Genomic DNA, 26285 nt, shown 5'->3' with positions numbered 1-26285 from the left:
CAGTCAAATTGGATCGGCGCAAATGAAATGTCATTTTTCGAACCGTTGAATTATTGCAAAAAATAAATAACGGCTACCTATAATAATCTTCAAGAGATGGCACTTATGTTTCACCCGGCCAGCCTGAAATCCTCCAGCATTAATTCTATATGACGTTGGCCGTAATTGGAAATACGGGGAGAAAAAACCACATCCAGGGTGGCGTTTTCAGACGGCCTGCGCTGGGCCAGGTTAAAACCAAAGCAACGTATGGTCCTGCCGTTTTGGGAAATTTCCATCTTCAGGTGCAGTGAGTCCTTGCCCACGGCTTGTGAATTCTCGACCCTGGCGTTGGTTAAAAAGAGCAGGGGTTCGGGGTGACCCGGACCAAAAGGAGCCAGTCTCTCCAGAATCCGCATGGTCTTTGGATTCATATCCTCAAGGGTTACCTGGGCCTCGGGTTCCAGGGGGCGTTCGAGCCCCTGGGCGGGGATTTGCTCGCGGGCGGCCAGATCCAGGGAGTGGGCAAACTCTGAGAGCTTGTCCGTGGGTAGTGAGGCCGCCGCTGCCAGGGCATGACCGCCGTAACTGGTCAGAAGATGCTCCAGGCCCGCCAATGCCTTTTGCATATGAAATCCCGGCAGGGATCGGGCCGAGCCCACTGCTTTTCCGTCTTCCACAGTCATGAGCATAATGGGCTTGCCGGTGAAGGTGACCATGCGGCTGGCCACTATGCCGAGCACTCCTTTGTGCCATCCCTCCCTGGCCAGGACCAGGCATTTGGCATCCTTATAATCGGCCCGGCTTTCATATTCCTCCCTGGCTTCTTCAAAAACCCTTTGTTCCACGTCTTTTCTTCTGTTATTAAGCCGATCCAGCTCGCCGGCCAGAAAAAGGGCCTGATTGTAATCTTTGGTCAGGAGAAGCTCCAGGGCCTTGGTGGGGTGGTCCAGGCGGCCGGCGGCATTTATTCTCGGAGCCAGGGTAAAGCCGATATCCCTGGGGTCCATGGGGCCTCGCTGGCCAGCCACCAGGGCCAGGGCCTTGAAACCGGGACGGTTGAATCTGTTCAGTATTTTTAGCCCTTCCTTGACCAAAATACGGTTGCACCGCATCACCGGAACCACGTCAGCCAAGGTGCCGACAGCTACAAAATCAAGGGAATCCAGTAAGTTGGGCTCCGAGTGATTTTTGAAGTATCCTTCTTTTTTTAATGCGGCCCTGAGCCCGGCGGCCAGATAAAAGGCCACTCCCACTCCGGCCAGTTCGCTGGCCAGGGCACAGCCCGGCTGGTGGGGATTGATCACCGCCTCGGCCGGGACCATCTCGCCCGGGGGCAGTTGATGGTGATCTGTCACCACCACTGAAAGTCCCAGTGATTGTGCGGTTTCAATGCCTTTATGGTCAGAGATGCCGCAATCCACTGTCACCACCACCTGGGCTCCGGCCCGGGCCAGGCGACGGGCCGAGTCCGGCGAAAAACCATACCCGTCCCTTAGGCGGTGGGGCAGGTCATAGACCACATCGGCATTCAAACGGCGCAGAAAGTCCACCATCAGGGCCGTGGCAGTCACCCCGTCCGCATCATAATCACCGGCTACGCCGATGATTTTATTTTGTTTGATAGCCGGGACCAGAATTTCAAGGGCCTGGTCAAGGCCTTTCAGCCCTTGATAAGAGGGAAGCTCCTTTAAGGCCGGGTCTAAAAAAAAGTTCGCATTTTCCGGTTGTTTTATACCCCTGCGCACCAGAATCTGGCTCACCCATATCGGCAATCCTGTTTCCCTGGCAAGCTTTTCCGCTTCTGTTCCGGGGGGCTCTATATTCTTCCAGGTTTTTCCTTTTTGTATAACACTCATGCTACACAATATATAGGGGGGGTAAAAACCGGTCAATATCTATATGTTGTATATGGTTCGGGCTTTGCCACTAGCAGGAGCCTGCTTAAAGGCCGAAGACGAATTGATTGACAGGAGTTGTAAAAACTGTTTTACCCGTATAAGAATTGTATTATCTATTAAAACTAATGGCCTCTACTGGTTGGCGGGCTGATGCTGTTTGCGGTAGCCTACCCACCTGTTCCCTGCCTTTTGGTATGGAGGTTTTCAATAAACACGGAGTAATAGAAAAGAGTTGAATTAAAGATGGTAAAGAGAAAGCCCATAACCCGCCGCAAACTATCTCACCTGGTGCGTGACCGTTTGATTGAGATGATAGAAAACGGGGATATCAAGCCCGGTGAACAAATGCCTTCCGAGCATGAGATTATGGAGTGGTTTGAGGTGGGGCGGCCTGCGGTGCGGGAAGCCATGCAGAGTCTGGAATCAATGGGGTTTATTTGCATAAGGCACGGGGAAAGGGCCAGGGTTGTAATGCCCACGGCAGAAGTGGTGATGGATAAACTGGATTCCATCACCAGGCACCTTTTGGCCACCTCTCCGGAGACGGTGTTCCACCTGATGGATGCCAGACAGGTCTTTGAAGCGGGTATGGCCCGTCTGGCCGTGGAAAGAGGACGTCCAAAGGATTTTGAGAGGTTGGCTGAACTGGCCCAATGCATGCGGGATAATCTGGACTCCAGGGAAAATTTCGTCAAGGCGGATATGGAATTCCATATGACCATGGCCGGAATATCCGGCAACCCTGTTTTTACCGCTATTTCCAAGGCCGTAATGAGTTGGCTTCTGCAATACCACGAAGATCTGCTTGGGGTGGCGGGTCTGGAAGATCTCACTCTTAAGGAACATGAAATGCTTCTTGCAAAGCTTATTGAGAAAGATGCGGATGCTGCCGCCCGCATTGTCAGTGATCACATTATGAGATCCAATACGCTTTACAGGGAAAGCATGAAAAAATCCTGATAAAATTTCTTGTCCTAAAGCCAGGTAATCACACTTCATCCGGTATAGCCCGCTTGCCCTGATTATTTATAATTACATCAGAAAAGTGAGCAAGGACTGAATTCAGCCTCCGGCCTTTGCACTTGATTTCCGGTTATGATTTTTAACGATGGTTTGTGACCCCCCCGAATCGCTCTGTCCGGTGATGGGCGGCTTTTTGGAGTATTATCTAAAAAAACAAATAGTTAAGTCGTTGTGAACTCGGTTTGCACGTTGTCGCTTTTTGTTTGTCTAAGTCAATAAAATGAGCGTAGAGGTGTTGGTGATGACTGGGCTTTACAATAAAGACAGGGCAATAGAATTTTGAGCGTCTGAAATAAACGTCATAGGTTCGTGATTACAAAGTGTTACTTAATGCTTTCAGATCAGTGGAACATTCCTGTCTTCGGCTGAATTGACTCTGCGCCTCACCTTTTTGATCCTTACTTGCACTTAAAACAATTTTCCCTGTCTGATGCACCTGCCTGTCCTTTACGGAAAAAGTTCTTGACCTTAACTTGTATGATGAGTATATCATCGTCTCATTATGTATTAATCTGACGTTACCACTATAACCGTAGGATGCATACCCGATCGTTAAGGGTTTTAAGTTTCAATAAAAAAGGGAGAATAAATCCCTATTCAGGAGCAGGACATGGCAGAAACCGCTTCCAAAAAAAGGCCAACCATTCCGTCTATAAAGCAGGGCAAGGGCTCGGGCCGCAGGGTCACCATGATAACGGTTTACGACTATCCCTTTGCCCGGCTGGTGGACCAGTCCGAGGCCGAGATGATCCTGGTCGGTGATTCTCTGGGCATGGTCATCCAGGGGGGGGAGCACACCAATCCCGTGACCTTGGATGAGATCATCTATCACGCCAAGGCTGTCAGAAGAGGCGCACCCAACACCCTGGTGGTGGGGGATATGCCTTTTATGAGTTATCAGCTGAGCCCTGAACAGGCTCTGGCCTCTGCCGGACGTCAAATCAAGGAAGCCGGTGTGGACTGCGTGAAGATGGAAGGCGGTGAATATCTTGCCCCTTATGTCCATAAGCTGGTTCAGGCCGGAATTCCGGTGGTGGGGCATATCGGTCTCACCCCCCAGAGCGCTTCGGCCTTGGGCGGCTTCAAGGTGCAGGGAAAGACGGAACAAGAGGCCGAGCAGCTTGTTAAAGACGCTATCGCCCTGGATCAGGCCGGTGTTTTTGCCATGGTTTTGGAATGCATACCCGCCGGTGTGGCCAAGGTTATCACGGAAAAGGTCAATGCGGTGACGATGGGGGTGGGGGCAGGGCCTCATACAGACGGCCAGAATTTAAACGCCTATGACATCTTGGGCCTTTTCGACAGCTTTGTACCGAAATTCGTGGAGCAATACCAGAAACTGGCCCCGCTGGTGCTGGACGGCTTCAATTCCTTTGCCCGGCAAGTAAAAGACGGCTCCTATCCGCAGGCCGCCCACAGCTTTACCGGCGGCGAGACAATCAAGGGCCTTTATCCCACTGAATGAGAGCGATCATGCCTGACAAAGAGACCAATTCAAGGGGCAGTCTGCGTTCCTCTCTGGTGACCAAGGGCCTGGACCGGGCCACGCACCGCTCCCTTTTTTATTCAACCGGCCTGGAGCCCAGATATCTGGATAAGCCCCTGGTGGGGGTGGTCAACTCCTTTAATGAACTCATGCCCGGGCACATGCATTTAAACAGCCTGGCCCAGTCCATCAAACTTGGTGTTGCGGAGGCAGGGGGAACCCCTCTGGAGTTCCCCTGCATCGGGGTTTGCGACGGTATTGCCACCGGCCATCAGGGCATGCGCATGCCCATGGTGAGCCGGGAGATGATAGCAGACTCAATTTACCTGATGGCCCTGGCCCATGGTCTGGACGCCCTGGTGCTTTTGACCAACTGCGACAAGATCACCCCGGGCATGCTCATGGCCGCGGGCCGTTTGGATCTGCCCTGTGTGGTTGTCTCGGGCGGCCCCATGGATCCGGGCGTGTTCCAGGGCAGGAAAGTCTGCTACACCGACCTCATAGAGGCCGAGGGCCTGGTGGAGCGGGGACTCATGACCAGGGAGGAGCTGTCCGAGTTTGAGCAGGCGGCCAATGTGGGGCCCGGAGCTTGTTCCCTTATGGGCACTGCCAACTGCATGAATATCATGACCGAAGCCCTGGGAATGACTTTACCGGACGGAGCCCTGATCCCGGCCACCTGGGGAACGCGCCTGGCCTTGGCCAAGCGGGCGGGGCGTCAGGTGCTTGAGCTTTTGAAAAAGAATATCAAGCCCACGGATATCATGACCAGGGCGGCCTTTGAAAACGCCCTGGCCGTGGATATGGCCATTGGCGGCTCCACCAATACCGCTTTGCACCTGCCTGCCATAGCCAGGGAGGTGGATGTGGATCTCGACCCCTCCATATTCACAGAGGTGGCCCGGCGCACACCCCATCTCACCCTGCTGAAACCCGCGGGCAGGTTTTTCCCCAGGGATCTCTTTGAGGCGGGCGGTGTACCTGCCCTAATGGAAGAACTTAATCAAAACGGACTTTTGCATGGCGACTGCCTCACGGTTACCGGTGAGAGCCAGGCCCATAACATAAAAGGCCGAAAAATAGAAAACACCGAGGTTATAAACCCGGTTGCCTCGCCTTTGAGCCCCAGGGGCGGCCTGGACTTCCTTTACGGCAACCTGGCTCCGGAAGGATCTGTAGTCAAGTCTGCGGCCGTTAGTCCCTCCATGATGACCCATCAGGGGCCTGCCAGGGTTTTTGAGCGGGAAGAGCCTGCCCTGGAGGCCATATTCGGAGGCAAAATCAACCCGGGCGATGTGGTGGTGATCCGCTATGAAGGGCCCAAGGGCGGCCCCGGCATGCGTGAGCAACTTCTGCCCACCTCGGCCATTATCGGCATGGGGTTGGGAGAGAGTGTCGCCCTGGTGACGGACGGCCGTTTTTCCGGCGCCACCCAAGGGGCTTGTGTGGGGCACGTGACCCCCGAGGCCTACCTGGGCGGGCCCCTGGCCTTGGTTAAAGAGGGAGATCAGATCCTTATAGACATACCCGCAGGACGCCTGGAGCTTTTGGTTGACGAAGCCGAACTTAACCAGCGCAAAAAGTCCTGGAAACCTCCAGCACACACTGAATTGAAATCCGGTTCACTTTTGGACCGCTACCGCCGCATGGTGGGCAGCGCCATTAAGGGGGCTGTATTGGGCTGATTCCCATAAGCCGGGAGCGCCCTTTCCAGACCTACTCAATAAACTGTCATGAAGATGGAAGAAGATCCAGCTCAACTGGAAGAGGAGGCAAAAATGAAACGCGTGATCGTTTTGGCTGCTGTATTGGCTCTGGTTATTTGCCTGGCTGCTCCGCAAATGGCTTTGGCCAAGAAAACTCTGAAACTGGCTACAGTGACCCCGGCCCATCATGCCTACAATGACGGCGCTCGCGAGTTTGCACGCCTTATCAAAGAGGGGACCGGCGGCGAGGTTATCGTCAAGGTCTATCCCGGCGGACAGCTCGGCAAGGGCGAAAGGGAGCTTTTGGAAGGCATGCAGGTGGGGACCATTGACCTGGCTATCACCTCAACCGGCCCTATCTCCAACTTCACCCCTGAAATGGGCGTGTTGGATCTGCCTTTTCTGTTTGTCAGCCCGGCCCATGTGGACAAGGTCCTGGATGGACCTGTGGGTATGGCTCTTTTGAACGACATGTCTAAGGCCAGGTTAAAGGGCTTGGCGTTCATGGAAAACGGTTTCCGTCACTTCACCAACTCAGCCAAGCCCCTGACCAAGCCGGAGGATTTCAAGGGTCTTAAATTCCGCACCATGGAAAATCCCGTTCATCTGGCCTCTGTGCGTCAATTGGGCGCCCAGGCCACTCCCATGAGCTGGGGCGAAGTTTACACCTCTTTGCAGACCAAGGTTATCGACGGCCAGGAAAACCCGGTGGCGATCATCCATGCCAACAAAATGAGCGAGGTGCAAAAATACCTTACCTTGTCCGGGCATTTTTACTCTCCCTCTCCCTTGACCATGAACCTCTCCAAATTCAAGAGCTTGAAGCCCGAGTGGCAGAAGCTTTTCGTGGAGGCTGCCTTAAAAGCCGCCGCCTTTGAGCGCAAGGTGATTCGCGACAATGAAGTCAAGCAGATTGAGGAGCTCAAGAAATGGGGTATGGAGGTGAACACCGTGGATAAGGAGATCTTTATTCAGGCCATGAAGCCTGTCTATGCTCAGTTCTTCAACCAGTACCCCTCCTGGAAAGAAATGGTCAAACAAATTAACGCTGCCAAGTAGGAATTTTTGCGCCGGGTCTTCGGGAGGTGTTTTGCCTCCCGGACCCGGTTTTTCGCGGAACTGACAAAATGGAAAAATTAAGCAAAATCTTGAATCGGGGCTCTGAGCTGGTTCTGGCTGTTTTCCTATCAGCCCTGGCCCTGGTGGTGTTTTTACAGGTTATTTTTCGCTACCTATTGCACCTGCCGCTTTTCTGGACCGAGGAGACGGCCCGCTATTGCCTGGTTTGGGCCTCTTTTCTGGGAGCCGGTGTTGCCCTGAGAAAGGGGCAGCATATTGCGGTAACCATATTGGTGGACCGTCTGCCCCCCAAAGCAAGGGTTGTCTTTGTACGGGCCTCCCAGGTCTCAATGGCGGTTATCGTGGCGGTTATTTTTTGGGGAGGCATAGATCTGGTTCAGATCACCCAATCCCAGATCAGCCCGGCCTTGCGCATACCCATGTGCATTCCCTATCTGGCCATCCCCATTGGCTCGGCCATCATGATGGTGCATTTGATCGCCTCTTTGTTAAGCCCCTTACCTCCATCCCAAGCCGATACATGTCGCTTGTGAACGGGATCCAGGTTGAACCATGGTAATCTTGACTCTTGTCGCCGCGTTTATTGTATTTTTGGCCATCGGCGTGCCTGTGGCCTTTGTTCTGGGCCTCACCCCCATGACGGTGTTGATGACCCAGGGTGAGACCCCCCTGGTCTTAATTGCCCAGCGTATATTCACCGGAATGGACAATCCCATTTTGATGGCCATTCCCTTTTTCATTCTGGCCGGCAATCTCATGAGCCGGGGCAGCATGACCGAGCGCCTGGTCACCTTTTGCAAGATTCTGGTTGGCGGGTTAAGGGGCGGCCTGGCTTATATTAATATTGTAATCAGTATGATTTTTGCCGGGATAACCGGCGCGGCCGTGGCAGACACCAGCGCGGTGGGCTCCATATTGATCCCGGCCATGGAAAAGGAAGGCTATGACGTGGATTTCTCGGCCGCGGTCACAGCTACTTCATCCACCATCGGACCGGTTATCCCGCCTTCCATACCCTTTATTGTTTATGGTGTTTTGGGCGAGGTGTCGATCGCTTCCTTGTTTTTGGCGGGAATCGTCCCCGGTGTCTTGCTGGGGTTGTTCCAGATGGCCGTTGTCTGGTATTACGCCAGGAAAAGGGGCTATCCCAAGGGGTCTATGCCCGGACTTAAGGAAGCCTTCAAGGCAATAATGGATGCGGCCCTGGTCCTTATCATGCCGCTTATTATTTTAGGCGGAATCCTGACCGGTGTCTTCACCCCCACGGAGTCCGCTGCCATAGCGGTTTTTTACGCCCTGGGTATTGGTTTTTTCGTGCACCGGGATTTAAAGCTCAAAGACCTGCCCAAGATACTGATTGAGACCGGAGCAACCAGCTCCCTGGTCCTTTTGGTTATCGGCATGGCTTCCATATTCTCCTGGCTTTTGGCCAGCGAAGAGGTGCCCCAGATTGTCACCCAGGCCATCTTGTCCGTAACCGAGAATAAAATTCTTATTTTGCTTTTGGTCAATGTGGTGCTTTTGATTGTGGGCACCTTTATGGAGACCACGGCTTCCTTGATCATCCTGACCCCTGTGCTGTTGCCCTTGATGACCCAGATCGGGGTTGATCCCCTTCATTTTGGGGTGATCATTGTGCTGAACCTGGTCATAGGGTTGACCACTCCGCCTGTGGGGGTCTGCCTCTTTATTGCCTGTTCCATAGGCAAAACCAGGCTGGAGAGCCTGTTCAGGGCCATTGTACCGTTTTTAATGGCCTCGCTTGCGGTTTTGATCATATGCACCTATTGGGGCGGATTGGTGATGGCAATTCCCCACGCCTTTGGCTACTGATGAGTTTGAAAAAGGGTTTTGCCAAAGTGGCTTTTTGCACTCCCTGGCATTTGGGCTGGAAAAGGATTTTTGGGGAATCGGCTGCTGGGGCTTTTTACAGAGATTAATCTCAACAAGGCCTGGTTTTTCAAAAAAGTCAGTATGAAGACTCCGTGGACCGCTAACGGCCCGCGGGGTCTTCAGATCTTTTTAATCAGCCTGGGCTCAGATCAGCATTTTTATTCTTTTCGGGTGTCAATGAATAAAAGCCCTTTATTTTTTGCGGTTTTCCTTAGGCGAGTGATTCTAGCCAGTTGACATCTGCTAAAATTCACATGAACGTTATCGATAAGCGATAAAACCCCGGGCCTGACGGCCCGGGGGCTTTATACGGTCAGGGGTTGTTTTGAGATCAGGCCAGACGCTTGGCCACCAGTTCGGTGATATCCATTACCTTGATCTTGCCTAGTTTTTCCTTGCGGGCCCTGGCGGCTCCCTGGTTCAGGGAGTTTTTGCAGGAGGGGCAGGCGCTGACCACAGTGTCCGCACCCACGGCAATGGCCTGCTTAATGCGTTCAAAGCCTATATCCCCGCTAAGCTCGTTGTCAAAGGCCTTGACTCCGCCGCCGCCGCCGCAGCACTTGGCCAGGTTGCGGTTAAGGGCGAACTCCACCAACTCCACATTGGGCAGGGCCTTGATCACGTTTCTCGGCGGTTCAAAGATGCCCATGTGCCTGCCGATGTCGCAGGGATCGTGATAGGCCACCTTAAGGTCCTTGCCCTCCTTGAATTTGAGCTTGCCTTCCTGGATGAGCCTGTCCAAGAGCTCCACGGCATGCTCGGCCTTGTACCCGTCGGCATGGCCGTGTTTTTCATAGAGATGGCCAAAGGTCTTGTGGCAACCGGCGCAGGTGCTGACCAGATTCTTAATCCCGGCTTTTTTGAATTTTTCCAGGTTGATCTCGGCCGCCTTGTCAAAGGTTGCCATGTCGCCCACCAGGTAGGAGACATATCCGCAGCAGGTCTCGTCATCACCCAGAACCGTGAAGTCCTCGCCCGCAGCCTCAAGTATCTTGATGATGGAGGGGATGATCTTGACATCCTGGTAAGAGCCCACACAGCCCAGGTGTAAAAGGGTCTCGGCCTTTTCCTTGGCTTCAAAGCCTTTGGGGAAGGAGTCGGTCCTGGTCTCCTTTTTCTCGCCAAAGGGGTTGCCCTTTTCAATGGTGTCGACCATGAACTGCTTGAATACTTCGGGCAGATAGCCTTTTTCCACCACCCGTTGCCTGGCCGCCTGCACAATCGCGGCCACATCCACCGAAGCCGGACAGGTGAAGCGGCAGTTGGCGCAGAGCATGCACTGATACAGCCTTTCGGCCATTTCCTGGTTGGGCTCCAGCTTGCCGGTGAGCATCTGGAAGGCAATGGAGACCCTGCCTCTGGCGTTCAAGGTCTCCATGTCGGTCTGGCCGTAAGTGGGGCAGCCCAGGCGGCAGAAACCGCACTGGATACAGGCCACGATCTCGTTATCCACCTCGGAACCAAAGGTGATGACCTGATCTGATCCGTCTTTAAGCGGATCAAAGGCGTTTCGCGCATAGATATCTTCAATGGAGCCCGAAAGCCCCATCTTGGCCGGGTTCAGGATGTCGTTGGGGTCCAGGGCGTCTTTAATGGACTGCATGACCTTGATGCCGGTGTCTCCGACTTCGTCGCCGATATAGGGGGCCTTGGCCATGCCCACCCCGTGTTCGGCGCTCATGGTGCCGTCCATCTCAGAGGTTATATCCACCAGTTCAAAGGCAATCTTCTTGACAGCGTCCCATTCCTCTTTTTTCTTCACATCCATGATAAAGGTGGCGTGAAGGTTGCCGTCGCCAATGTGGCCAAAGGTGGCGATGGGGAAGCCGTATTTGTCTCCCACCTTCTGAATTTGGTTGATCGTTTCGGGAATCTTGGTCAAGGGCACGCCAAAGTCTTCCATGAGAGGAACCAGCCTATAGCCCGGTTTCAACCTGCTCATGGCCGGCACCAGCTTGTGCCTGGCTTCCCACAAGGGAGCCTTTTCCGCCATGTCATCGGTCCAATTGGCGAACATCATGGAGTGCTTTTTACCGATGGTGTCAACCTTGCCCTGGTATTCCTCCACCGCGGCCCGGTGACCGTCCAGCTCCAGCATGATCATGCAGTTCACGCCCTCGGCCGCCTCCAGGCTTATCGCCTTTTTAAGGACCTCGATCGATACGTTGTCCAGGATTTCGCAGGTGGCGATGGGGATGCCCGTGGTGAGCATCTCGGTGACCGCGGCTCCGGCGGTCTCAATGCTGGGGAACTCCAGCCTGGCGCTGATGGAGTATTCAGGCATGGGCAGGATCTTCAAGGTTGCTTCCGTGATCACCCCCAGGGTGCCCTCGGAGCGGCAGAACAGCTGGGTGAGGTCGTAGCCGCTGGAGGATTTGGGTGCGATGGTGCCGGTTTTCAAGATGCTGCCGTCGGCCAAGACCACCTTGAGCCCCATGACAAAGTCTTTGGTTGTTCCGTATTTAACCGCCCGGATGCCGCTGGCGTTGGTGTTGATCATGCCTCCCAGAGTGGCGATGGCGGCTGAACCGGGATCTGGCGGGAAAAAGTAGTTGTCCTTGGCCAGGGCCGCGTTCAGATTGCCGCAGACCAGGCCCGGCTCCACCTTTACGTAGTGGTCCGTAAGGTTTACTTCCAGAATCTTATTCATACGGATAAGGTTTAGAAGCACTCCGCCTTTCATGGCCAGAACCGCGCCGGTGACGCTGGTGCCGCCGCCCCTGGGGATAACCGGCACCTTGGCCTCGTTACAGGCCTTCATTATTTCCGACACCTGTTCGGTGTTCTCCGGGAAAACCACCATGTCAGGCGGTCCGAAATGCACTGACATGTCACGGGCATAACCCAGGCAATCCACTTCGCTGGTTACCACGTTGTCTTGCCCTACGATCTGTTGCAACCGTTCGACTAATTCCATTGGCTACCCTCCCCAACCCTGGCCCCGCGCCACCGGGGTAAAAAACAAGTAGAAAAAAGCCGTATCTCTTCCGCACCGGGGCTGGCCTGAAGAGAGAAGCCCCCGGCAGAATAAAAAAGGGAGAGGCTTGATATTGGCCCCTCCCTCTTGGATGCATTATCTTCCCGCCTCAGGGAAATAAAAGTAATTCCATTTCCTAACTAAGATATATATTTTAGTAAAAGGCGGGAACAAAGTACACCTATTTCGGTTCGTTCTTGGCGATTTCCTCTTCCACCCAGGCCAGGTAATCATCGCCTTTTAAGAGGTTTCCCAGTTCTTCTTCCAGCTCCTCGGGCTTGATTTTGCAGATCCAGCCTTTTCCATAGCAGTCTTCGTTGATCAGTTCGGGCTCGTCTTCCAGATCCTCGTTGCCTTCGATCACCTCTCCGGAGACCACGGCGTAGACCCGGCCCACCCATTTGCCGCTCTCAATGGAGCCAAAGGGTTTGCCCTGGTTAACCTCGTCGTCTTCTTCAGGCACGTCAACAAAAGTGATCTCTCCCGCCATTTTCTGGGTCAGGTCAGTGGTCCCCATGACCACGGTGTCGCCTTCCACCCGAGCCCAGAAGTGGTTTTTGTCGTAGTAGAGATCATCCGGAAATGTATAGCCTTTGACTTCCATGGCAGATTCCTCCTTATGCGTCAAAGGGATTTAATCTTAAGTGATGACTTGGGTTTTTTTCTTAACCCCTTAGGTCAAACACAAACTTCACTATAACGAATCAAATGCTTACTTAAAAGCCTTGACCAGATCTTTCGGCTTCACCCGGTTGAGTTTGAAACCCAGGTCATTGGGCGAATACCCCATGGCCAGGCCCAGAATCTGGGTCAGATAGACCACCGGAACCTTGAAATCGGCCTCTTTCTTTTTCAAAATTGATTTCTGCTGCCCTTCATACATCACATTGCAGAAAGGACAGATTACAGCCAGGGCGGTGACCTCGGTATGTCCCAGTTCCATGAGTTTCTGTCCGGCCATGGAGCCTGCCAGGTTTTCGTCCGTGCCCAAAAGCCCGCCTCCGCAGCAATCCTTCATGGAGCTGTAGTTAAGCGATTTGGCGCCTGTGGCTTCAATCAGCCGGGTCAGGGTCACCGGGTTTTCCGGGTCGTCGAATTTGCCGGTGACCTCGCTGGGCTTCAGGTAGTGACATCCATAATGGGGTGCAAAGGTGAAGCTGTCCAGTTTTTGGGTGAATGTCTTTTTAAGGGCGTCCACTCCCACATCTTCATATAAAAACCGGGCAAAGTGTTTGACGTTAACCCCGGGCTTGTATTCAAGGCCCAAAGGCTTGAGCTTTTGGTTGACTTCATCCCTGGTCTCTTCATTATGGTCCAGCAGGTGGGCCGCTTCGCTCAAGGTGCCGGTGCAGGCGCTGCAAAGGGCCACTAGAGGCAAGCCGGTCTCTCCGGCCTGGGCCAGGGCTCTGGCCGCTATGATGAGGGCGGCCCTTTGGTCGTTGGCCTTAAGGGGAAAACCGCAACACCCGAACTCCGGCAGGTCCTTCAGGGTTATATCCAGGGCCTCTGCCACCTTGCGGGCGCTGAGTTCATAATTCAGGTTGCGGACCGGAACAGTACAGCCCAGAAACAGAAGCGCTTCCATTATTCCTTCTCCTCGCCGCTGGCCTGTGGTTTTTTGCCCAATATGCTTTGGAAGTCTTCGGGTTCCTGGGAAACTGGCGGCAAGCCGAGCTTGGCCCTTTTGTCGTTTTCAAAGTCCGTCACTTCCAAAAGGCGTCCATAAGAGGCCAAAAAGTCGCCCGCAACCTCGGCCGAAGGCGGGGCGTATCCCGCCCGGGCAGCCAAATTCTTGATGGCTGTAAGCACCTCTGTAAAGCGGACTTCCTGGGGACAGACCTCCTGACAGGAGTAACAGGTGGAACATAGCCAGATCAAAGGAGAGGAGAGGACTTTTTCCTTCATTCCCAAAAGGGTCATGCGGATGATCCTTCTGGGGTCATATTCCGGTCTGTGCCCTCCCACCGGGCAGCGGGCGCTACAGGACGCACAGGCAAAACAGGCCTTGATTCCTTCTCCGCCGGGTTCAGCCGCCACCTCGAACTTGAATTGGGGATCGCAATCATTTAAACGCATCTTTTAGTCTTCCTCCGCCAATTCAGCCAGTCTGGCAACAGCCTCGGCCAGCACCGGGGCCTGGTTGCTCGCCATGTTCAGGAACTGGGCCCGGTTGGGGTCGAGACCTGCTTTCTCCAGTATTTCAGCGGATCGGGCACAGTCGTGCCTGGCTCTGGTGTTGCCGGTCACAGAGCGGCAGTTGCCTTCCTGGCAACCTGCGGTGAGCACTGCCCGGGCTCCCAGGGAAAGGGCCTTAAAGATGAGTTGTTCGCCCACCCGCCCGGCGCAGTTCACCGGCAACACCACAAGCCCCTGGGGCCATTGGTGCCCTTGGGCGCTGAGTTGTCTGAAGGCGGGCCAGGCGGAGTTGTTACAGGCAAAGAGCACCATGGGTCTGGCCTGGCCCACGGCCTGGATGCCTCCTTGAAGGGTCTTCATGATCTCGGGGTTTGACCAGCCCGTGGGGGCAATGGCCTCGGCAGGGCATTGGGCCGCGCAGATGCCGCAGGCAACGCAGGCGGCCGGGGCGCATTCTATCTGTTCGCCCACGAATCTGGGCACCCCGTGGGGACAGACCCTGACACAGGTCAGGCAACTGGCGCACCTGGTGTGGCGCACCGCCGGTATGGGCTGGGCCTTGCCGGTGAGCCGGTCATGAAGATTCGCGGCCACGGAGGCGGCCTCTGTCTTTCGGTCGGCTCCAGGGGCGGTTCCCCTTAAGGCGCCGCTTACATAAAGGCCGTTTCTGGGGGTGAGCCCGGCGGTGTAGCGGGGATGATCTCCGGATATGAGCCCCCAGTTGGGCCATAGCACCTCGTTTGCAAAAAAGTCGGGCCAGGCGGCTGTAAATTCCCGGCTAAGACAGACAAGGTCGGGCGAAAGCTCCATTTCTTCGCCCAAAAGCGGCTCCTGCCATCTCAACAGCCGTCCGCCTTCTTTTATCTCAAGGGCTCCGGGTTGAACCCTCACGGTTATCACCCCGGCTTCCCTTGCTTCCCGGTAAAGGCGCTCCACTCCCCGGTTGGCGACCCTGGCCTCGGTAAAGAAAAGAGTCGCCTGTACAAAAGACTGTTGTTGCAGGGAAACAGCGGTCCTTACCGCTTTTTCAAAGCCATAGGCCGTGGCCGGTTCATCAGCCCCGGCCAGTACGGCCGCCTGGGTCCATTTTTTTGCCGTGCCTTGGGTCAGGGCTTCCCGGGCCTTATCAAGGGGTGTCAACCAGCCTCCGTCCAGGTCCGGCCCTGGTTCACGCCAGACGCCGGGTTGGGCCAGGACCACCGCTCCGAAGAGCATCTCTTCCCTTTGCCCCTTGCATTCAAACCAGGCAGTAAACTCGCCTCCGGAACCGATCAGGTTTATCAGGTTGGTTTCGGTTCTTATCTCAAGGCCCTGGGGCAAAAGCGCCGCCAGTTCGGCTGTTTTTTTCGGATCTTCTTCCTCACCACAGGCTCCGGCGTCGGAAAAGGGGGTGGCAAATAGCACCGGATGCCCCAGTTGGGTTATCTCCTGAATCGCTAAAAGGGCCGATTCACCGGCTCCGTAGACTAAGACATTCAAGGCCGCCTTTTTAGTATAGACCGGCGGTATAGTGCCCAGGCCCGCCCTGGCCGCGGATTTTGCCACTGCCTGCTCCGCCCTGGCGGTGCGATGGTCAAGGTCGCCGCCGCCCACTTCAGAGGGCAGGTCCAGCCAGATAACCGGCTGACCGGCCAGCGCCTGTTTAAGCCTGAAATCGGCGGCTTCTTCGGCCATGGTGACCACAGCCGGGGTGTTAAAGCCCTGGTTAAGCTGAAGGCCGGTTGCCTTGGTGATTTTTTTCCGATCCAGATCATCTGTTAAAGGGTTCTTTTGCCATATCAGATTTACATTAGGCATGGGCGCCCTCCTTGAGATAGGAAAGGGCGCTTGTTGCGGCCAGGGCTGCGTGGTCTATGGATTCTATGATGCCGCGTGGACCTCCCGCACAACCGGCGACAAACACCCCTTTATCCGAGGCGCGGGCCATGTCTTTGTCCTCCCCCAGAAAACCGTCCTTTGTTCGCGATATGGAGAATAATCTGGTTAGCTCGTCCGAATCCTTGGCCGGTGTGAGCCCCACTGAAAGAACCACCATGTCGTAGACGCCTTTTTGAGGCTGACAACCGGGTTCCGCAAAAATCACCTCGGCCTTGCCTTCCAAGGCCCTCACCTCGCCCGGTATGCCCCGGATGAAATCCATCTGCTCCCTGCGGGCCTTGACTGCAAATTCCCAGCCCGGACCGTATCCCTGCACATCCATGTGAAAGAAACTTATCTCTGACTCGGGCAGCTTGGATTTTATAACCTCGGCCATATCCAGGGCATAGCCGCAACAGACCTTGGAACAGTAGAGGTTTCCCACTGACTGGTCTCTTGAACCTACGCATTGAATAAAGGCGACTTTTTCCGGTGGAACTCCGTTTGGTCCGACCAGGTAGCCGTGCTGAAGCATGGTCTCCAGCTCCAGGGCGCTGATAACCCCGGGCACCCTGCCATAACCGAAACGACTTTTAAGGCTGGGATCAAAGGGGGTGAAGCCCACTGCCAGGATCACTGTCCCGGCCAGGGCCAGGGTTTCTTTGGGAAGGGAGTTTCCCAGGGAGGCCCGGTGTTCCTCCATGGGGGTGGGGGCCAGCCTGACCCGCCAGGTATCTTCCCGGCGCCGCGCCTCAATAACCGAGGCACAGGTCAGGACGGTTATTTCGGGCCTTTTGGCCGCTTCATCGAGCAGGTCTCCCAAGCGACAGGCCCCGCAGTGAACGCAGAATTCAATTGCCTTACAGCAAAAATTCGCCACATGGCCGCCCAGACGCCCGGTTTTTTCAACCAGAATACTCTGGACCCCCCGACGGGACAATTCAATGGCAGCGGCCAGTCCGGCCACTCCCCCGCCAACTATCAATACCGGTGTTTTTGTCTCCTGCACCGCCCGTTAATCCTCCTTCGCCCGTGTTTGAGCGCAACCCGCTAAGGCAGGATTTTCAGCCTGCCGCACCTGGTTCAAGGCTTACCTAAACCCGTTTTGTTTTGGGCTTGACAAGCACTTATGGGCCTGTCTATAGTGCGAATTAGCTAGATTGTAGCTAACATGTAATCATTTTGTCCACCGTTTTTCAAATGCCCGGTCCTTTTTCCCAAGTACCTAGCAGCGCAGGGAAATTAAGCGACCCATGGTCAGGAGACTGTTGCATGTTTGAAGCGCCTCCGCCCATCAAAGCCACAAAGCAGATGAAGAAACTCATGGCCAAACACTTCCTGGACCTGGACCGGGCCAAGAAGGAAGGGTCGCCCAAGGTAGCCTGGTGCACCAGTGTGGGACCTGCCGAACTTTTGCTCTCCATGGGGTTTGATGTTTACTATCCGGAGAATCACGGCGCCCTTTTGGGGGCCACCCGCATGGCCGCGGACATGATTCCCTATGCCAATGCGGAAGGGTATTCCCCGGATATATGCTCCTATCTTACCAGTGATGTGGGGGCATATATAAAGGGAGTAACCCCCCTGACCAGGGCCTATGGCATTGAGACCATACCCAAGGCCGATCTGCTCGCCTTTAACACCAACCAGTGTCGCGATGTGCAGGACTGGTTTGGCTACTACTCCAGAAAATGGCAGGCGCCCATGGTGGGGGTCAGAACCCACCGCCAGGTAGGCGAGGTAAAGGACTATTACATAGAAGACATCGTGGGTCAATTCAAAGACATGATACCCACCCTGGAAGAGGTTTCAGGCAACAAGTTCGATATTGACCGCCTCAGGGAAACCGTGCGTCTTTCCAAGGAATGCACTGTCCGCTGGCGCAAGGTGCTTGAGGCCGGGGCGCACAGGCCCGCTCCGATGAACTTTTTTGATTACACCATCCATATGGCTCCGGCCGTGGTTTTGCGCGGAAAACCCGAGGCCATTGAATACTATGATCTTCTCCTTGAGGAGATTGAGGTGAGAAAGCGAGAGGGGATTGCCTCTGTGCCGGGCGAGCGCATGCGCCTTTACTGGGAGGGCATGCCGGTATGGGGCAGGTTGCGCATGCTGAGCGATATTATGAACGAGATGCAGGCGGCGATTGTTGCTTCCACCTATTGCAACTCCTGGATATTCGATGCCTTTGACGAAAGGGAACCCTTTGAGTCCATGGCCAGGGCCTACACCGAACTCTTTATTGTGCGGGACGAGGACTACAAGGAAAAATATATAACCGACTGGATCGAAAAATTCGGCATTCAAGGCATTATTTTCCATAATGCCAAAACCTGCCCCAACAATTCCAACACCTGCTATGCCATGCCCCAAAGACTGGCTGAAAAGCTCGGCGTGACCACAGTGGTGATTGACGGTGATCTGAACGATATGCGTTGCTTCTCAGACGAACAGGCCAAGACCAACCTGGAAGCCTTTGTGGAACAGATAGAAGAGAGGGCCTAGTGAGCGAAATTTTCGGTGGGGTTGATGTTGGGGCCTCCTCCACCAAGGTGGCACTTATAAACTCCGAAGGTGAGTTGATCGGAAGCGGAATTCTGCGTTCGGGCACTGATTTTGCCGGGAGCGCGGAAAAGGGCCTGGCCATGGCCCTGAAAGAGGCGGGGGCCCATAAGCCGGACCTGACCAAGGTTTTTTCCTGCGGCTATGGCCGTAAAAACGTCTCTTTTGCCACTGAAACCCGCACCGAGATCGCCTGCCACGCCGCAGGGGCTTATCACTATTTCCCCCGGGCGCTCACCATCATTGATATCGGCGGACAGGACAACAAGATAATCAAGCTTAACGATCGGGGACTGCGCATCTCTTTCAAGATGAACCGCAAATGCGCCGCCGGAACCGGGGCCTTTTTGGAAGAGATGGCCCTGCGGTTGGACCTGGAGTTGGGGAGCTTGGACGGGTTGGCCAGAAAGGCCGCCAAGACAATCACCCTGGGCTCCTACTGCACCGTCTTTACCGCCACCGAGGTGCTGGCCCGCATCAGGGAAGGGGCCCTGGTGGAAGAATTGGTAAGGGGGCTTTTCCGTTCGGTTCTGCAAAGGGTCCGGGAGATGGACACCATCAGCGGCCAGGTGGTTATAACCGGCGGTGTGGTGGCCCACAACCCCTTTATCCGGGAGATGATGGCCGAGATGCTTGGCGTGCCGGTGGAGTCCCCGCCCAGGCCCCAATTGGCCGGGGCCGAGGGCGCCGCGCTTTTGGCCGGGAACAGTCATTCCAAAAAGTCTTAAGAATTTTAAATTGCGGGCAGATGTTGGTCGGCAGCAAGACGTCGGCAAGATCGAGCCGCTTATCAAACGGGAGGGATAGGCTTATGAACCGCTGGCTGCACGTGGGAGATATCCTGAGGATTAACGCGCAACTCTTCCCGGATAAGGAAGGCGCGGCAGACCTTTATCGCTCTTTGACCTTTAAGGAATGGAACGAGCGCTGCAACAGCCTGGCCAACGCTTTGGCCGACCGGGGCTTGAAAAAAGGCGACCGCATAGCAATGATCGCCTTTAATGCCTTGGAGTGGTTGGAATTTTACGGGGCGTGCGCCAAGGGCGGCTTTGTGGCGGTCCCGATTATGTTCCGCCTTACTCCGGCTGAATACACCTATATCCTTAACAATTCCGGCTGCTCGGCCTTTATTGTGGAAAAACCCTTTGTGGAAGGCGTCAACGAGGCCAAAGACGAGCTGGAGACTGTAGGCGCAGATAAATACTTCTACATGGGCGAGGGCAGTGCGCCCGAGGGATACACCCACCTGGAAGATCTTTTCAGCCAAGGCCCGCCGACAGAACCGCCGGTCAAGGTTATAGACGAGGACACCTGGATCATCATGTACACCTCCGGCACCACCGGACGCCCCAAGGGCGTGGTGCGCACCCATGAATCCCTGGCCGGTAAATACTGGACCAACATTGCGGCCATGGGGTATCAGCGCGATGACCGGGGCCTTCTGGTCATGCCCATGTGCCACATAAACAGTGTTTTTTATTCCTTTGTCTTTTCCTGCCTGGGCGCCACCTGTGTGGTTTATAACTCGGTTTCCTTTGACCCGGAGCACATGATCAAGACCTTGAGCGATTTTAAGATCACCTTTACTTCGCTGGTGCCCACCCATTACATCATGATGCTGGCCCTGGAAGAGTCCGTCAAAAAATCCTACAATGTTGATTGTGTGCGTAAACTTTTGATCAGCTCCGCCCCAGCCAGGAGGGACCTCAAGCTGGCGATTATGGATTATTTTAAAAACAGCCAGTTGTACGAGGCCTATGGCTCAACCGAGGCCGGTCTGGTGACCCTGCTTTTGCCTGATGAGCAGTTCGACAAGCTGGGCTCCATTGGCCGTGAGATTCCGGGCACGGACATCCTGAAGCTTCTGGATGAGGACGGCAATGAAGTGCCGGTGGGCGAGGTCGGCGAGCTCTACTCCCGTGGGCCTGCCTTGTTCAGCGAATATTGGAAAATGCCCGAGGAAACCAAGGACTCTTTTGTGGGGGATTTTTTCAGCGCGGGCGACATGGCCTACAAGGATGAACAGGGTTACTACTACCTGGTGGACCGCAAGAAAAACATGATAATCACCGGCGGCGAAAATGTCTATCCCTCTGAAGTGGAAGACTGCATCGGCGGCCACACCGCGGTCAAGGACGTGGCGGTGATCGGCGTGCCAGATCCCAAATGGGGAGAAAAGGTCTCGGCCGTGGTTATCCTGCACGATGGAGTCGAGGCCTCAGACGAACTGGCTCAGGAGATTCTGGGCTTTACCAAGGGCAAGATCGCAGGCTTCAAGCGTCCCAAGACGTTGGATTTCGTGACCGAGAAAGAAATGCCCAGAACCGGCACCGGCAAGATCCTGCACCGGGTCCTGCGTGAGCGTTACGGCCATTGGGCCGATTCAAAGGATTAATTTGAAAATGATAAGGCCTTTCCATCCTGATTTTCAGGCTGGAAAGGATAAGTTTTTCTCGCGGTCCCCCAACAAGGGCGCGGTTGTTTAGTGAAAAAAAGGAGCTAATTATGTTCCAGAAATCTTTTATCCCTCATAAGGGATACTGGTCGTCACCTTTTTCCCGCTGGCAGATGTCTTTTCAGAATATCAATTCCATTGAGCTCGGCGCCGCCACCACCAGGAAGTTTCTGGAGACCAGGGGGTATGAGGCCGCCATGTTCGACGGCTGCGTTTTGGGCATGACTATTGGCCAAAAGTCCTGGTTCTATGCCAATCCCTGGTTCTGCGCCATGATGGGCAATGATCGCATAAGCGGACCCACGGTAAGCCAGGCCTGCGCCACCGGGGCCACTTCCATTTACACCGCCTGCATGGGCCTGGAGTCGGACACCTACCAGAATATGCTGGTGGCCACCACAGACCGCTGCAGCAACGGCCCCCACACCATCTGGCCCAATCCCAAAGGTCCCGGCGGGGAGGTTATCAGCGAAAATTGGTTGATGGATAACTTCAACCAGGACCCCTACGGCAAGGAAGCCATGGTCAAGACTGCCGAGAACGTGGCCGCGGACAACGGCGGAGTGAGCAAAGAGGAATCAGACGCCATGGCGGTTAGGCGTTATGAGCAGTACCTCATGAGCACAGCCGACGACAGCGCGTTTCAAAAGGAATACATGATCCCGGTGGATGTAAAAATTTCCAAGAAAAAAACCATCACCGTGGAGGCTGACGAGGGTATCTCCCCCTGCACGCCCGAGGGACTGGCCCCCTTGAAACCGGTTGTGCCCGGCGGCTGCATCTCTTTTGGCGCCCAGACCCACCCGGCCGACGGCAACGCGGGTCTGATTGTCACCACCAAGGAAAAGGCCCGGGAGCTCAGTCAGGACAAGAGCGTCACCATCCAGGTATTGAGCTATGGCTATGCCAGGGCCAAAAAGGCCCACATGGCCGCCGCCGTAACCCCTGCGGCCGAGATGGCCTTGGCCAAGGCGGGGCTCGAGGTCAAGGACCTGTCAGCGGTCAAGACCCACAACCCCTTTACGGTAAACGATATCATCATGGGCCGTCTCATGGGCATACCTGGGGATATCTTTAACAATTACGGATCATCGATGGTCTTTGGCCATCCCCAGGGCCCCACCGGCACCCGCTGCACTGTGGAACTGATTGAAGAGTTGATCAAGCTGGGCGGAGGCTACGGCTTGTTTGCGGGCTGCGCCGCCGGTGACACTGCGGCCGCCCTGGTGATCAAGGTCAACTAGGAGCCTATCTGTCCGGGAGGTAAATGCGGGGCAAGGATGCGCCCGTAAAAGCCAAAACGGCTTGCCGCCCTGTGATTAAAACCTGTTTCCAAGACATAAAAAAAGCCGGGCCGCTCAATCCATCGGGATTGGCGGCCCGGCTTTTTCTGCAAGTTTAAAAAGGCTCAGCTGCGATAGTCCGCGTTGATCTCAATATATTTGTGGTCCAGGTCCGAGGTGAGAATCCAAAAGGACTCTTCGCCCAGGCCTAAGTCCAGATGCAGTTCATAGCGGTCTTGCTTCATGACCCGGGCCACCTTTTCCTCGGCTTTCGGCCCGGTCCACACACCCTTTTCCAATAAAATTTCGTTGCCAATGGCAAGGTGGATCTTGTCCGTATAAAATGGCCTGCCCAGACGCTGGGACTGGAGGGCCGCAGTGCTCACAAAACGTCCCCAGTTGGGATCGCAGCCTGCAAAGGCGGTTTTGCAGAGCAGGGAGTGGCCAATGGCATAGCAGATCTGGCGGGCGAATTCCTGGTCCGGAGCACCGGTTGCTCTTATTCGGATAAGGTGACCGGAGCCCTCGCCGTCAGCCACCATCATGGCCGCCAGGTCCTGGCACACCTCGATCACTGCGCAGGCAAAGGTGTCAAATTCCGGATCATCTTCTGTAAATACAGGATTTTCCGCCCGGCCGCCGGCCATGATCAGGCAAGTGTCATTGGTGGAGGTGTCGCCGTCCACGGAAATCCGGTTAAAGCCCCAACCAACCGCCTTTCGCAAGGCAGCCTCCAGGGTGGGGGCCTCGACCTTGGCGTCTGTGAGGATAAAGGCCAGCATGGTTGCCATATCCGGCCGGATCATGCCCGCACCCTTGGCCAGGCCCGCAACAACCACCGGTCGACCGCCTATGGTGATTTCCCGCCTGGCGGTTTTGGGGAAGGCGTCCGTGGTCATTATGGCCCCGGCCGCCCGGCTTAATCCTTGGGAAGAGAGGCTTTCAATCGCCTGGGGCAGCGCCTGGCCGATCTTTTCCGCATCCAGAAGCTGGCCGATTACCCCGGTGGAGCAGGGCAGAACCTCTTGTTCTAGGCAGCCCAGCGCCTGGGCGGTTTTTTGGCAGCAGCTTTGGGCAGCCTCAACCCCGGCCTGGCCGGTGGCTGCGTTGGCGCAACCGCTGTTGGCTATAATGGCCCTGGCCCGGCCGGAGAGGATATGTTTTTTGGCCACCTGCACAGGGGCGGCCGTCAGTGGATTTTGGGTGAAAACCCCGGCAACCGGCACCGGCTTTTCAGCCGTGATCAGGGCCAGATCCTCCCGCCCGTCTTTTCTGATCCCGGCAAAAACACCGGAACCGCTGAAACCGGGCACCGCCAACTCTGCGCCGGAAGGTTGTTTCAAGGGTGTGTTTCCCAACTCAGGCAGTATATGCATTACCCTTGGCTCCGCTTCATATTAAGCTGCCCTTCCGCAGCATTTTTTGTATTTTTTACCGCTGCCGCAAGGGCAGGGATCGTTTCTGCCCACCTTTTTAGTCTTGCGGCGCTGGGGCTCGGGTGCAGATCCGTCACCGCCGGAAAAGGTGAGGGGAACATCTTCCTCAGGCGCGAACTGGGTTGCGTCCTGGGGCTTTTCCAGTTGCAGACGCATCAGGGTGGAGACTGTTTCACCCTTGATCCTTTGGACCATGTCGGCGAACATCTCGAAACCTTCTCTCTGATACTCCCGCAGGGGGTCTTTCTGACCATATCCCCTGAGGCCGATGCCCTCCTTGAGGTGGTCCATATTCAACAGATGGTCTTTCCAGTAGCTGTCAACCACCTGCAAAAGCACCATCTGCTCCAGGTAGTTCATAACCTCCTGGCCATATTCGGCGAACTTTTCCTGATAGAGGTCTTTACCGTTTTTAATGATATCCTGGGTTATGGACTCGGCTTCCAGGCCGTCTTTGTGCTTGAGACCCGGCTTAAAGCCCAGCAAGCCGTTTATGGCCTCATCCAGGGAGTCAAAATCCCACTCCGAAGAGGGGGTGGAGCTGTCGGCAAACAGAGCCACAGTCTCTTCGACGGCTTCTTCTATCATCTCCAGGATCTGCTCGTGCATGCCCTCGGCCTTTAATGCGGATTTTCTTTGGGCATAGATGACCTCGCGCTGTTTGTTCAGCACGTCGTCGTATTCAAGTAGTTGTTTACGAATATCAAAGTTGCGCCCCTCAACCTTTCGCTGGGCGTTTTCAATGGCCTTGGTGATCAGGTTGTGCTCAATGGGCTCGCCTTCTTCCATGCCGAGTTTCTGCATGACTCCACCTATGCGGTCAGAGCCGAACAGCCTCATGAGGTCGTCTTCCAGGGAGAGATAAAAACGGCTGGAGCCCGGATCGCCCTGACGGCCGGAGCGGCCCCTTAACTGGTTGTCAATACGGCGGGATTCGTGCCTTTCCGTACCCAGGATATGCAGGCCGCCCAATTCGGGCACCCCTTCACCCAAAACAATGTCGGTGCCGCGGCCTGCCATGTTGGTTGAGATGGTAACCACCCCGGCCTGACCGGCCTGGGCCACGATCTCGGCCTCTTTGGCATGGTGTTTGGCGTTCAGGACCGTGTGGGGAACACCCATTTTTTTCAGGCGCTTAGAAAGTTTTTCACTGGTGTCAATGCTGATGGTGCCCACCAACACAGGTTGTTTCTTTTTATAAAGTTCTTTGATTTCCGCCACCACAGCGTCGAATTTTTCCTTATGCGTGCGGTAGATGACATCAGGATGATCCGCCCTGACCATGGGCTTGTGGGTGGGAATCACCGCCACGTCGAGCTTGTAGATCTTGTTGAATTCTTCCGCTTCGGTGTCGGCCGTACCGGTCATGCCGGCCAGCTTGTCATACATGCGGAAGTAGTTCTGAAAGGTAATGGTGGCTAGAGTCTGGTTCTCGCTCTTGACCGTTAGCTTTTCCTTGGCCTCCAAGGCCTGGTGCAGACCTTCCGAGTAGCGGCGGCCGGGCATGAGTCGGCCCGTGAATTCGTCGACTATGACGACTTCGCCGTCCTTGACAATATAATCCACGTCTTTTTTGAAAAGGGTGTGGGCCTTTAACGCCTGCTGTAAATGATGCAGAACCTCCATGAATCTGGGGTCGTAGAGGTTATCAACATGCAGGGTCTTTTCGCAGAGAGCCACGCCTTCATCAGTCAGGTTGGCGGTGTTGCTCTTTTCATCCAGGGTGTAATGCTCTTCTTTTTTCAGCCTGGGAATAACCCGGTCCACCTGCTGGTAGAGTCCGGTGGATTTTTCACCCGGGCCGCTGATGATCAGAGGCGTCCTGGCCTCGTCGATCAAAATGGAGTCCACCTCGTCCACAATGGCGTAGTTAAACTCCCTCTGTACCAGCTCTTCCACGTCGAACTTCATGTTGTCGCGCAGGTAGTCGAAACCAAATTCATTGTTGGTGCCGTAGGTTATGTCCCTGCTGTAGACATCTTTGCGCTCGTGATCATCGAGCCCGTGCACAATGCAGCCGGTTGAGAGTCCTAAAAAGCCGTAAACCTGGCCCATCCAGTCGGCGTCGCGCTGGGCCAGGTAATCGTTTACCGTAACCACATGAACGCCTTTTTCGGTCAGGGCATTCAGATAAACAGGCAGGGTGGCGGCCAGGGTTTTACCTTCACCGGTTTTCATCTCGGAGATCTTGCCCTGGTGCAGCACAATACCGCCGATGAGCTGCACGTCATAGTGACGCTGGCCAATGGTCCTTCTGGCCGCCTCGCGCACTGTGGCAAAGGCCTCGGGCAGGATATCGTCCAGGGTCTCCCCCTGGGCCAGGCGCTGTTTCAGCTTGTCGGTCTGGCCTTTAAGATCTTGGTCGGACAAGGCGGAGATGGTGGGTTCCAGTTGGTTTATCTGGTCCACAAGAGGCCAGATAGTTTTTAATTCCCGCTCGTTTTTAGAGCCGAACACCTTGGTTAAAATTTTACCTAACATAATAGGTTTATATTACTCCTTCAGGCCCCA

19 protein-coding genes are annotated in these 26285 nt (G+C 55.0%); 10 read left to right on the top strand and 9 right to left on the bottom strand.

Annotated elements, in window-relative coordinates; translation table 11 throughout:
- Window positions 1–110: 110 nt before the first annotated feature.
- Window positions 111–1838 carry a single-stranded-DNA-specific exonuclease RecJ gene (gene recJ / locus X474_RS08265; RefSeq protein ID WP_044348072.1) on the bottom strand — a complete coding sequence of 576 codons (1728 nt, stop codon included), beginning with the start codon at window positions 1836–1838 and terminating at the stop codon, window positions 111–113.
- Between the two features lie 285 nt (window positions 1839–2123).
- Here recJ and nanR point away from each other — a divergent pair, with 285 nt between their 5' ends.
- The 6 genes from nanR to X474_RS08235 all read left to right on the top strand — a co-directional run bounded on the left by nanR (window position 2124) and on the right by X474_RS08235 (window position 9008).
- Window positions 2124–2840 carry a transcriptional regulator NanR gene (gene nanR, locus X474_RS08260; RefSeq protein WP_044348071.1) on the top strand — a complete coding sequence of 239 codons (717 nt, stop codon included), beginning with the start codon at window positions 2124–2126 and terminating at the stop codon, window positions 2838–2840.
- Between the two features lie 673 nt (window positions 2841–3513).
- Window positions 3514–4368, top strand: coding sequence for a 3-methyl-2-oxobutanoate hydroxymethyltransferase (gene panB / locus X474_RS08255; protein ID WP_044348069.1), 855 nt, complete (start codon window positions 3514–3516; stop codon window positions 4366–4368).
- Window positions 4369–4409: 41 nt separating this feature from the next.
- On the top strand, window positions 4410–6074 hold the full coding sequence (gene ilvD / locus X474_RS08250; RefSeq protein ID WP_044348377.1) for a dihydroxy-acid dehydratase: 1665 nt from the start codon (window positions 4410–4412) through the stop codon (window positions 6072–6074).
- 93 nt (window positions 6075–6167) lie between these two features.
- Window positions 6168–7154, top strand: coding sequence for a TRAP transporter substrate-binding protein (locus X474_RS08245; RefSeq protein ID WP_044348376.1), 987 nt, complete (start codon window positions 6168–6170; stop codon window positions 7152–7154).
- Between the two features lie 68 nt (window positions 7155–7222).
- Window positions 7223–7708, top strand: coding sequence for a TRAP transporter small permease (locus X474_RS08240; protein ID WP_044348374.1), 486 nt, complete (start codon window positions 7223–7225; stop codon window positions 7706–7708).
- A 19-nt stretch (window positions 7709–7727) separates the two neighbouring features.
- Window positions 7728–9008, top strand: coding sequence for a TRAP transporter large permease (locus tag X474_RS08235; protein WP_044348067.1), 1281 nt, complete (start codon window positions 7728–7730; stop codon window positions 9006–9008).
- Window positions 9009–9399: 391 nt separating this feature from the next.
- Here X474_RS08235 and X474_RS08225 read toward each other — a convergent pair whose 3' ends face one another.
- The 6 genes from X474_RS08225 to X474_RS08200 all read right to left on the bottom strand — a co-directional run bounded on the left by X474_RS08225 (window position 9400) and on the right by X474_RS08200 (window position 17047).
- The gene (locus X474_RS08225; protein ID WP_052515006.1) at window positions 9400–11985 is read right to left on the bottom strand and encodes an FAD-binding and (Fe-S)-binding domain-containing protein; all 2586 of its coding nucleotides are present in this window, start codon (window positions 11983–11985) and stop codon (window positions 9400–9402) included.
- A gap of 241 nt (window positions 11986–12226) precedes the next feature.
- Window positions 12227–12649: a glycine cleavage system protein GcvH gene (gene gcvH / locus X474_RS08220; RefSeq protein ID WP_044348062.1), complete on the bottom strand. Its 423-nt coding sequence runs from the start codon at window positions 12647–12649 to the stop codon at window positions 12227–12229.
- Window positions 12650–12757: 108 nt separating this feature from the next.
- Complete coding sequence (locus X474_RS08215; protein ID WP_044348060.1) at window positions 12758–13630, bottom strand: CoB--CoM heterodisulfide reductase iron-sulfur subunit B family protein; 873 nt, start codon at window positions 13628–13630, stop codon at window positions 12758–12760.
- Complete coding sequence (locus tag X474_RS08210) at window positions 13630–14121, bottom strand: 4Fe-4S dicluster domain-containing protein (protein WP_044348058.1); 492 nt, start codon at window positions 14119–14121, stop codon at window positions 13630–13632. The genes X474_RS08215 and X474_RS08210 overlap by 1 nt, the downstream gene beginning before the upstream one ends.
- A gap of 3 nt (window positions 14122–14124) precedes the next feature.
- On the bottom strand, window positions 14125–15978 hold the full coding sequence (locus X474_RS08205) for a hydrogenase iron-sulfur subunit (protein WP_044348055.1): 1854 nt from the start codon (window positions 15976–15978) through the stop codon (window positions 14125–14127).
- Window positions 15971–17047: an FAD-dependent oxidoreductase gene (locus tag X474_RS08200; RefSeq protein WP_044348053.1), complete on the bottom strand. Its 1077-nt coding sequence runs from the start codon at window positions 17045–17047 to the stop codon at window positions 15971–15973. Before X474_RS08200 ends, X474_RS08205 begins: the two co-directional genes overlap by 8 nt.
- A gap of 263 nt (window positions 17048–17310) precedes the next feature.
- On the opposite strand from X474_RS08200, the gene X474_RS08195 reads away from it, so the two are divergent.
- The 4 genes from X474_RS08195 to X474_RS08180 all read left to right on the top strand — a co-directional run bounded on the left by X474_RS08195 (window position 17311) and on the right by X474_RS08180 (window position 22299).
- Window positions 17311–18543 carry a 2-hydroxyacyl-CoA dehydratase subunit D gene (locus X474_RS08195; RefSeq protein WP_044348052.1) on the top strand — a complete coding sequence of 411 codons (1233 nt, stop codon included), beginning with the start codon at window positions 17311–17313 and terminating at the stop codon, window positions 18541–18543.
- A complete protein-coding gene (locus X474_RS08190; protein WP_044348051.1) occupies window positions 18543–19328 on the top strand; it encodes an acyl-CoA dehydratase activase in 786 nt (261 codons plus the stop codon). Before X474_RS08195 ends, X474_RS08190 begins: the two co-directional genes overlap by 1 nt.
- Window positions 19329–19411: 83 nt before the next feature.
- Window positions 19412–20995, top strand: a complete 1584-nt coding sequence (locus X474_RS08185) for a class I adenylate-forming enzyme family protein (protein WP_044348049.1) — start codon at window positions 19412–19414, stop codon at window positions 20993–20995.
- A gap of 110 nt (window positions 20996–21105) precedes the next feature.
- Window positions 21106–22299, top strand: coding sequence for a thiolase family protein (locus X474_RS08180; protein WP_044348048.1), 1194 nt, complete (start codon window positions 21106–21108; stop codon window positions 22297–22299).
- Window positions 22300–22463: 164 nt separating this feature from the next.
- Here the strand turns inward: X474_RS08180 and argJ are convergent, their stop codons facing one another.
- A complete protein-coding gene (argJ, locus tag X474_RS08175) occupies window positions 22464–23714 on the bottom strand; it encodes a bifunctional glutamate N-acetyltransferase/amino-acid acetyltransferase ArgJ (protein ID WP_052515005.1) in 1251 nt (416 codons plus the stop codon).
- A 21-nt stretch (window positions 23715–23735) separates the two neighbouring features.
- Window positions 23736–26255, bottom strand: coding sequence for a preprotein translocase subunit SecA (secA, locus tag X474_RS08170; protein ID WP_044348046.1), 2520 nt, complete (start codon window positions 26253–26255; stop codon window positions 23736–23738).
- Window positions 26256–26285 lie beyond the last annotated feature (30 nt).

Source organism: Dethiosulfatarculus sandiegensis, from assembly GCF_000931935.2.
Lineage (GTDB): Bacteria > Desulfobacterota > Desulfarculia > Desulfarculales > Desulfarculaceae > Dethiosulfatarculus > Dethiosulfatarculus sandiegensis.
Note: the sequence above shows the minus strand (reverse complement) of the source record. Positions and strands in the feature narration are given on the sequence as shown.